The organism is Anaerofustis stercorihominis (assembly GCF_005844425.1).
Lineage (GTDB): Bacteria > Bacillota > Clostridia > Eubacteriales > Anaerofustaceae > Anaerofustis > Anaerofustis butyriciformans.
This window is the reverse complement of sequence record NZ_SPHL01000034.1, coordinates 10,503-20,336: the sequence shown is the minus strand read 5'-3', so window position 1 is coordinate 20,336 and position 9,834 is coordinate 10,503. Positions and strand designations below refer to the sequence as shown.

Sequence of the window (9,834 nt, the reverse complement as noted above, 5' to 3'; positions counted from 1 at the left end):
TTAAGGGGTAACACCCCTTAAATACGGGTTGTTAAGGGCAGACAGCCCTTAAGTAAGGGGTTTAAGGGGCAAAGCCCCTTTGTCCTTAGTATAAAACATCACCAATCTTTTTAACGGCATTATTTTTCATTCGGTAATATGTAGACTTTGAAATACATAAATCATCATAAATCTCATAATCCAAATACCTGTCAAAATATTTCTTTACAACTATATCCCTTTCCGCTTCCTTTAACACTTCAAGAGCCATTTCAACTCTCTTAGCTTTAAGAGAGTTTTTCTTTATTTTTTTATTTAAGTAAGCCTTGTCACTTATTAAATCAAGAGCTTCTCTTTGAGTATTATTGCTTATATCACTTTTATCTACCTTAACTCCATCATACTTAACGGCTTGAATATCTGCTTCATAATCTTCTAACATCCTTAGTGTTTCTCTGTCTATGTCAATGCTTTTTTTTATTATCGGATAAGCATATAACAGCCCTTCAACATTTTTAAAATCAAACATAATTTATCAATCTCCCATCATCATTTCTTTTATTAATTCATCACTGTAAGTTTCATATTCTCTATCGGCCTCAATCTCGATTTTAGATGATTTGTTTATGTTTTTGAATTTATCCCGCCTTGACCATGAAAGTATGGTCATATAATGGCTTTTATACTCTCTTCCAGTACTTCCTATATAATAATCAAGGTCTTTTATTTTATTTTTATAATCATTAACATTCATTCTTAATGCGTTATACTCATTATCTGTTAAAAGAACATTGCCGTAATCACCGTATTTTTTCTTTTCTTCCTTTACTTTACTTTCTTTACTTTTATTTACTTTACTTTCCTTTACTTTACTTTGTTCATTTTTGCATGCATTTTCCTCATTGTTGCATACATTTTTATCCTTTTTGTTAGCATTTTTGTCATTTTTGCATGCAATTTTTTTATCGGGCTCCATAAGTTTTTTTAGATTAAGCTCTTTTATTTCTTTTTTGTTAAGCAGGATATAATCCCATTTAACATCGCTTTCTTTGCGCCTTTTTGTAATAGTAAAAAATCTCTTTTGAATTCCTTTGGATGTAAGAATAGAAAAATTATCGTACATATCTTTTGAGAAAATATCCCTTTCGATGCACTTTTCAACTATCCTTTTAAGCCTTTTTATATCAATGTTTATTTTAGAAGAAAAAAGCATTTCCACTTCATTATCCCAAAGGGTAAAATAACCACTTCCGCCGTAAATCTTTTGATAGAGTTTTATTAAAACGGCAAAACCCGTAAGTCCAAATTCTGCTTCAATTAAATTTACTTTGTCTTCCAAATGCACATCCAACGGAAAATAATTTACACCTTCCATATCCCAACTCCTTTAAATTTTTTCTTTAACTATATTTTACAATGTTTTACGCAAAAAAAATTAACGGCTTTTTTCAAATTTTTTAAAATTAATTTAAGGGGCTTTGCCCCTAACACCCCACTCTTTTTTTGCTTGTCCAAAAAAAGAGGCAAAAAGGACACTTCTAGGCGAAGTGCCTTAAACGCTTTTCGATGTCTCGCAAAATGCTACCCGCATTTTATACGGACAGAAAAGCTACCGCCACCCCGAGCTAATTATTTGGTTTTATGTAGTGGGGTGGGATATGGTCGTTTAATGTGAGATAGTATTTTAATGATGTTTATGTAAGGTAGGGAGTCATTGTTGTGAAATGTAGGGATAGTTTTTCGTGTTTTTATGTAATGTGGTGGAAACTTAAGAGATTCTATCTTAATAACTCGACATTAAAGGAGGGAACCCCTTAAACCCTATTTTTAAGGACTGTTTGCCCTTAACAACCCGACCATATTTTTGCCAAAGCTCAAAAATATGGAAAAAACGCTTTCACTCAGTCGCCGTGAAGGCTTATAACGTGGTCGGATTTTCTAAAAATCTCTACCCGAGATTTTTGAAACGACCACTACCGCCTCCTTAAACCTATTTAGTTTGTGATTTCCTGTTAGGTGTGGAATATTCAATTTTTTTCTTAAAGAACTAATCAAGTTTTGTTAAAATATTTGGATAAAAAGACATCACTGGGCGAAGTGCCTTAACGCTTTTGACGCCTACGTAAAACTCTACCCGAGTTTTACTGGCGGAAAAGCTACCACGAGCCTGCCTAATTATTTGGTTTTGTGTAGTGGGGTGGGACATGGTTGTGAAATGTAGTAGTAGTTTTTTAATGATTTTATGTAAGATAGTGGAACATAGAAGTGAAATATGGGGGTATTGTTTTAATTATTTCATGTAAGGAATAGGAACATTGTAATTAAATATAAAATTAGTGTTTTAATGTTTTTTTGTAAGATAGATAAACATAGAAGTGAAATATGGGGTTATGTTTTTATGATATTTATGTAAGAACATAAAACATAATTACTAAGAAATACACGATTTTTAAACAATAAAAATATCTAATCAAACTTATATAATGAAGAATGTAAAATATTTAATTGAAATTATAAAAATCTTGAAAAAATAATGTGTTTTTTGATAAAATAACAATGCATTGAATTTCAAAATATTTTAATTAAATAATTTTATAAATTTAGTTGGAGGAAGAGGCGTTGGTTAAGAAGATTTTTGCGGTATTGGTTTCATGCCTTATTGTTTTGGGTGGAGTAAACTTAAATGGTTCTTTTGTTAAGGCTGATGATTTAAACTGGAGTGATGATAGTGTTCGTGCGTCTGCTTATACAAGTAAAGACGACAGTGCTAAGACAATAGAAATTTCAAGCGCCAAAGAACTTGGGCTTTTTTCGTATGAAGTAAATAATGGTAATACATATGAAGGATGGACTATAACCCTAAAAAATGATATTGATTTATCCGGACATAACTGGGATCCTATCGGACACTGGAATGGAGTTAATCTTGAATATAATAATGAGAACTTATTTAGAGGTACTTTTGACGGAGATAATCATACCATAAGCAATATGAATATAAATATAGAAAGTATTACTAACGGCAATAAAGCTGTTGGATTTTTTAGCGTAGTATTAAACGGATGTGTAAAAAATCTAAAGTTTGAAAATAGTAATGTAGAAGTAGGTAATTCTTCTAATTCCATAGCTGCCGGAACCGTAGCAGGAGCTTTTGCCGGAAGTGAAGCATCTAACATAAATATAAAAAATTCTGTTATTTCTGCAAAAGGAAGTAGTACAAATGTTGGAGGCTTATGTGGTAGTATTTACTCAAGTGATGAATATTATAATAGAACTAATATAAAAAATGTACTTGCATATGATATAACATTATCTGCAGAATCCGGAAGTCGTAAATTAAGGGGTGGTATTATTGGTTTTGTAAATGAATATTACACATCCATAAGTAACTGTTATGCAAATAACATTACTTTTATGGAAAATGCTGCTCAAAATGGAAACGATAGTTCAGGTACATTGATTGGATATTGTAACGGAGGAACTGTAAGAAGTTGTTATTATGATTCTGATGACAGTATGGGATTTGGAAGTCCAGCTAATTCTGAAAATTTAAGTAAGACAGATAATGAAAAACTTGAAACTCCTGTTACAATAAATGGGCAAAGCTATAATGATCTTGTTTCTGCAATGGATGCATGGGCTTCAAATAACGGTATGGAACCAATACAATGGGACTGTGAAATCTTAGGAAAAGAACATAATTTGAGTGTATCTTATGTAGATGAAAATTATCATAAAACATCTTGCAGTAACTGTTCTTATAGTATAAGTGAAAAACATAATGTAACTTTAGAAAACAAGAAAGAAGCAACTTGCACTGCTGAAGGATACAGCGGAGATGAAGTATGCAGCGTATGTAATGAAGTTGTTAAAAAGGGCAGTGTTATAGAAAAAACAGCTCACAACTATGTTGACGGAAAATGCAGTGTATGCGGGGCAGTTGATCCAGATTATAACCAAAATCAAAGTGGGGGAACATCTCAAGGAACATCAAACAACAATTCTTCTCAAAATACTTCAAATTTGAATACTCCTGGGACTGGAGATAGTGCGAATATGACATTGTGGATAGTAATCTTAGTTGTATGCATTGTGGTTGTTGGTGGAAGTATAATTTATATGAAAAAGAAAAAATAAGTATTTTATAAATAGAAAGCCTTAAGAATAGTCTTAGGGCTTTCTTTATATCAATCTTTCAAAGTATTTAATAGAATTTTATTGCATCTATCAAAATATTTTATATACATTTTTTGCTTTTTACTTTGGTGTATTATTGTTTCATCCTTATATATTAGTTCATTAATTTTTAGTTGATTAGATAATTCATTTATACTATCTTGAATACTTTTTTGTATATTTTTTACCATAGCGATGTTATTTTGTTTTTTTACTAGGATTAGACTGCAATAAGTTAAAAATTTTGCACATTCACTTAATACCAAATCTTTTGAGGAAATTGAGTTTAATGTAGAAAATGTAGTTATTCCTCCACTTAACGAACCTATAAATACACCGCCTCCTGTAAGTATTGTCGTTCCTCCTGCCATTCCTAAACCTCCTGCGGCAAGAGAACCACCACCGATAAATGCCAAACTTGCATTTGTTAATGCTGCTCCAGATAAATTAGCAAAAGATGATCCAGCTATTAAAACTGCAATTTGAGGTGAAAAGTAATAAATAACTCCTCCTGTTGCCATTCCTAGTACTGCTGTTATACCTGCTCCTGTGATTATTTTTTTTGTTTTATTATCTAACTTTCCTATATTTTTATTATATTCTTTTAATATTGCTTTGTAATCTTCATAAGATATAATCATTTGACATTTGCAAAATTCTTCTTCTTCAAAATTACTTTTATATTTTATTACTTTATTCCATTTTTCTTCTTTTGATTTTATTGGATAATAAGGAATAAACAAAGATAATTCCATTGTAATAAGATAAAGCCAGCCAATATCAATACTTTTTCCAACTTCATTTGATATTTGATTATAAGTTTCGTCTTTGTTTAGTAAAACTAATTCATTTTTATAATTTTCATTAATATCTTTTTCCCATAGTTGAAGCCATTTTTGTTTTATTTTTCTTTCTACATCATCTTTTGTTGTATTTATATCATATTGAACTTTTTGTTTTTTCAGAGAAAAGAGTATTTGCATTTGTTTTTCATTTAATGAAAAGTAATCATATATTTTAAAATCAAACGTTTCTTTTAAAAGTACATCTTGTCTTTGTTTATATATTTTGTATGTTTCTTTTAGATCTTTTAATATATATATTCCTTCACTAAGAAGTGCAAAAGTAAAACGTCCTACTCCAACATAATTTATATTTAAAAGGAAATGTCTTGTAAAATTGTTTTTTCCTTTATATGCTGCTTTTACTGCAGCTGTTGCAGTTGAAACCGTAAAGAAAACACCAGAGGAAATAGTAATCATATGTGTTAAGTTTCTGTTGTTTATAGGCAGAAAAGTTTTAGGGTCTAATTTTTTTAAATCTTTTAGTGATTTAATATTGTTTATTTTAATTTGTATATAAAGTCTTTTTATAAAATAAAATCCTCTTACAATACATTCATTAATAATTACCGGTATGGCTTGATTTGATATTTGAAAAGCAATTCCCATTTCGGTTCTAAGGTCAAATTTAATTATATCGTCTTTAGATTTATGTTCAAAATATGATCCGTCAAATAATTTAGATATAAAATTTGAAAATTCTATTTCATCATCTTTATAATTATTTTTTATTTCTCGTATTAAAGGCAGAGTTGATACTTCTTTTAGAAAAGATAAAATCGGTCCCGGAATTCCTGTACCTTCTCCCGGTGTATTCTTTGAGCCTGCCATATCGCTTATTAAATGGAATGTCCATTTTATAGTTGCATAGTATATTTTTTCATATATATTTTTACCAATATATTTGGTGTTTGTAATTTTGTTAAAAATTAAATTACCGTCTTTATCGGTTCCAAAGCTGTATAAAAAAAACTGCTCAATAATTGAGAAAATAAGTCCGGTAATTGTAGGGTGGTGCGCAAAATCTCTTAAGTGATGTTGTCTGCCTCCACCGTATATATTAGTATGGCTGTCAGAAGCAAAATGATAACCTTCTTCTAAATGTTTTATTGCTCCGGCGATATCATCTTTATCACCTTTAAAGCCATTGAACTTAGCTATTTTAATAACGATATCTATTGCTTTTTCTTTTCCCATAGTTTGAGCATTATCTAAAGAAAGTTCTTTACAAATAAAGGCACTTATTCCACCTGAAAAAAGACCACTTGCGGCAGATAGTATATAATCTGTTTTGGTAAGGTTATCTATATATTCTAAAAATTCACTATCAATATAATCATTTTCGGTTTTGTCTTTTAAATTAAAATTTTCATTAAAATTTGGATTTGTTTCATCTTGAATGCTATATTCATAGTTAAAATCATTTTCTTTTTCAGGAATAACAATTTCATATGAAAAAGGCATTATAAAATCGTTGTTTTGCTTTGTTATTAAAGTATTCATTTTTTTCTCCTCATTTTATCGTTAATTAAATTATAAGTTAGTATTTTAAAATAAACAACAAATTTTATTATGGTAATAAGCATTAGATTTATAATTGGGAAATATTTCCTTACCTCAAAAATAATAAAGAAAAAATCGTAGATAGGTTTTTAAAAATATGTTAAATTTAGAATATAAATTTGGGAGTATGTTGGTACGTAAATATACTTTTAATATGGTATTATAGTAAATGAATAAGTGAGGTAATGTGTGATGATAAGAAATTTAGAAACTAACATATTTAAAATTTTGGGGGTCGAAAGTAAGGAGATCGTTATGAGTCGATTTTTTGCAAACTGTATAAAAAAAGATATACGTTTTCTTGATATGATTGCAAAAGAGGCTTATGAAGATTATGAAGAAATAGCGGGTAATGAAGAATTGGATTTAGAGGGGATAGTGGTAAAAACCGAATATGATTTTAGTGATAAAATAGATGATAAAGGTAAAAAAAATAAACAAAATAGGGTAGATATATTTATAACGGTAAATAAAAAAGATGGAAGTAAATATGCTGTTTACTGCATTGAAAACAAAGTCTATTCCTTAGAGGGAAACAAGCAGACAGACAGATATGTAGATTTAATAGATAAAAATTATGGTGATTATGAGCATAAATATTATATTTATCTTACAGCAGATAAGTCATTTTATGAACTGACAAATAAAAAATTTAAAAGAGTTTATTATTGGCAGCTTAAAAAAATGGATGATTCACCTTTAGAAGAAGATTTTTTTGATTTATTTAGTAAAAAGAATACAGAAGAAATGGATAAAGAAAATAAAAAAATATTTTCTTCAGATACAATTGAAGATTATATCGAATATTTGCTAAAAATGATAAATGGATATTATCCTACTATTGCGCAAAATAATAAAAATATTTATGCCAGTTCCGGTAATTACAATGGGAAAAAATTCTGTCAGATTTCACTTCGTGATTTAAAATTTAAAAGTGATTTAATATTGGAAAAAAAGGGTGATAATGGCAGCAATGAAGATAAAGAAGAAAAAAAATTAGAATTTAACATACATTTGGAAGTAGAAGAAGGCAAAACTTTTTTACATTTTGAAACTTATCCTTATTTTTCAAAGAGAACAATGGAATCAAAATACGTTAATGGTGAAAATTTATATAAAAAATATCAAGATATAAGAAAAAAAATTAAAAATAGTAAAGTTATTGAATCTTTAATAGACATAATAAATAATTCTTTAAAGGAAGAAATAATAAAATTTTTAGTAAATGAAAAAAACAAGTTATCAGATGAGGTAATAATAAAATTACTGGATAATGATATAAAGGAATTATCAAATGTAGATTTGAAAAGGGAAATAGCAGATAAGTTAAAAGTTAGTACCTACAATTATCGCCTTACACTTGTAACTTTTAAGATAAAAGACAAAGAGATAAATTATAAATTATATTTTTACTTTTTGATTTATGTTATAAATTACATAAAGTCAAAAAAAGAAGAAATAAATAAAATAATTCAGGAAACAGAGCTTTAGGCTCTGTTTTTATATTAGGAGGAAAAAATGGAGAAGAAAAAGGAACTTACAAAAAGGCAAAAGGCTTTTGCCGATGAATATTTAATATCATTAAACGGATATAATGCAGCATTAAAGGCAGGTTACAGCAAGGAATGTGCAGGGAGTATTGCATCGAGAAACCTTAAAAACCCGCTTATAAAAGAATATATGAACTCGGTTTTAAATAAGACAAAGTCAGATGATGTGGCAGATATAAAGGAAGTAATGGAATATTTAACATCGGTTATGAGAAGGGAAGAGATGGAAGATGTTGTAGTGACTTACAAAGAGGAAAAAGTTGACTACAAAGAAGTTGAGCCCGGGGAATTTAAGCAGGTAAAAGAAAAGACAGAAACACCTAAAGTAGTTCAAATTCCAACAAAGCTTAGTTATGCCATGAAGGCTGCGGAGTTACTGGGAAAGAGATACGGAGTATTTAAAGATGAAGAGGATAAGGAAGTAAATAAGACTATTAAGGTTACGCTTACGGATTAAAATTAAATTTTAGGGTTTCGCTCTAAAGAGCGACCAGTATTTTTCCGAAGCAAAAAATACTGGATAAAATGCTTTCACTCATACGCCGTGAATACAAAGGGGCGTTGCCCCTTAAACCCCACGACTTTTTTACTCGCCTAAAAAAGTCGAATAAAAGGGCGCCACTAAGCGTGGAGCCTTTAACGTGGTCGGATTTTCTAAAAATCTCTACCCGAGATTTTTGAAACGACCACTACCTTCGCCCCAAGCTATTTATTTTATGGTTCTATGTTAGGGGTGGGATGTAAAAGATAAATAAGAGTTTGTATTTTTTTTGTTTTATTTTTCTTAGAAGTGAGGGATATTTACTTGTCCAAATATTTGGGAAAAAGGACACCACTATGCGTGGAGCCTTTTATGCACTCGGATTTCATGAAAAATCTACAAGGTTTTCCATGAACGAGTGCTACCGCTGCCCCGAGCTGTTTAGGTTATAGTTTTTTTATAGGGGTGAGATAAATGGATAAATAAAGGTGTTGTGTTTTTATTTGTCCTATAGATGTAAAAAAGACACTTCTCGGCGAAGTGCCTTATAACGCATTCCGAAGCTTACTAAAAATACTACCCGTATTTTTAGTGCTGGAATGCTACCCCAACCTGCCTTATTATCTGCTTTTATTTAGAAGGGGTAGGACATTGTTGTTAAATGGGAGTTTAGGGTTTGAATGGATTTTATGAAAATTTGCAAGTCATGGTGGTAAAATATAAAGTTAATGGTTTCATTACTTTATGTAATGCTGTGGAATATGGTATGTAAATTAAGATTATGGATTTTGATGTGGTTTATTGTTAGTTTATTTAATATTTTTTTGAAATGATACTTATTACTATAAAAGTAATTATTTTAGTTTTATTTATTGATGAAATAGCAAGTATTATAACTTAAGATTTATCATGACAGTTTTTTGTTGTTAGAATATGATTCATAATATTGGTTTTAGGCAGTAGAATATGATTTAAGTTTGTAATTAAGTTTGATAATATAATTTTATTTTAGGAGCGTTATGCTCTTTTTTTATTGCTAGGTTTTATAAAAAAATTAAGTATTTAAGGAGGTAAAAATTTTGAAAGATACATAAAAATGAAGTTTATTTTAGAAATATAGAAATCAAATTTATTTAAAAATGATAAAAAAGGAGGGAAAAATGAGAAATAAATTTATTGATGAAATATTAAAAAAATCGGCCGGAACAATTAGTAATTCTATAAAAACAATAAATAAAGAAAG

At 29.2% G+C, this 9,834-nt stretch carries 6 protein-coding genes; 3 read left to right on the top strand and 3 right to left on the bottom strand.

Annotated features, from left to right (window positions below; genetic code table 11):
- Positions 1 to 85 precede the first annotated feature (85 nt).
- Both FGQ49_RS08345 and FGQ49_RS08340 read right to left on the bottom strand, forming a co-directional pair.
- Positions 86 to 508 (bottom strand): DUF1492 domain-containing protein, encoded by a 423-nt coding sequence (locus FGQ49_RS08345; protein ID WP_138269413.1) that lies wholly within the window; start codon positions 506 to 508, stop codon positions 86 to 88.
- A 6-nt stretch (positions 509 to 514) separates the two neighbouring features.
- Positions 515 to 1,354 (bottom strand): DUF4373 domain-containing protein, encoded by an 840-nt coding sequence (locus tag FGQ49_RS08340; RefSeq protein WP_138269412.1) that lies wholly within the window; start codon positions 1,352 to 1,354, stop codon positions 515 to 517.
- A gap of 1,244 nt (positions 1,355 to 2,598) precedes the next feature.
- Between FGQ49_RS08340 and FGQ49_RS10530 the strand changes: the two genes are divergently transcribed.
- Positions 2,599 to 4,116, top strand: a complete 1,518-nt coding sequence (locus FGQ49_RS10530) for a hypothetical protein (RefSeq protein WP_138269411.1) — start codon at positions 2,599 to 2,601, stop codon at positions 4,114 to 4,116.
- A 50-nt stretch (positions 4,117 to 4,166) separates the two neighbouring features.
- Here FGQ49_RS10530 and FGQ49_RS08330 read toward each other — a convergent pair whose 3' ends face one another.
- Positions 4,167 to 6,500 (bottom strand): hypothetical protein, encoded by a 2,334-nt coding sequence (locus FGQ49_RS08330; protein ID WP_138269410.1) that lies wholly within the window; start codon positions 6,498 to 6,500, stop codon positions 4,167 to 4,169.
- Positions 6,501 to 6,752: 252 nt separating this feature from the next.
- On the opposite strand from FGQ49_RS08330, the gene FGQ49_RS08325 reads away from it, so the two are divergent.
- Together FGQ49_RS08325 and FGQ49_RS08320 are read left to right on the top strand one after the other, a co-directional pair.
- The gene (locus FGQ49_RS08325) at positions 6,753 to 8,051 is read left to right on the top strand and encodes a PD-(D/E)XK nuclease family protein (protein ID WP_138269409.1); all 1,299 of its coding nucleotides are present in this window, start codon (positions 6,753 to 6,755) and stop codon (positions 8,049 to 8,051) included.
- Positions 8,052 to 8,078: 27 nt separating this feature from the next.
- Positions 8,079 to 8,567 (top strand): terminase small subunit, encoded by a 489-nt coding sequence (locus tag FGQ49_RS08320; RefSeq protein ID WP_138269408.1) that lies wholly within the window; start codon positions 8,079 to 8,081, stop codon positions 8,565 to 8,567.
- The last annotated feature ends 1,267 nt before the right edge of the window (positions 8,568 to 9,834 follow it).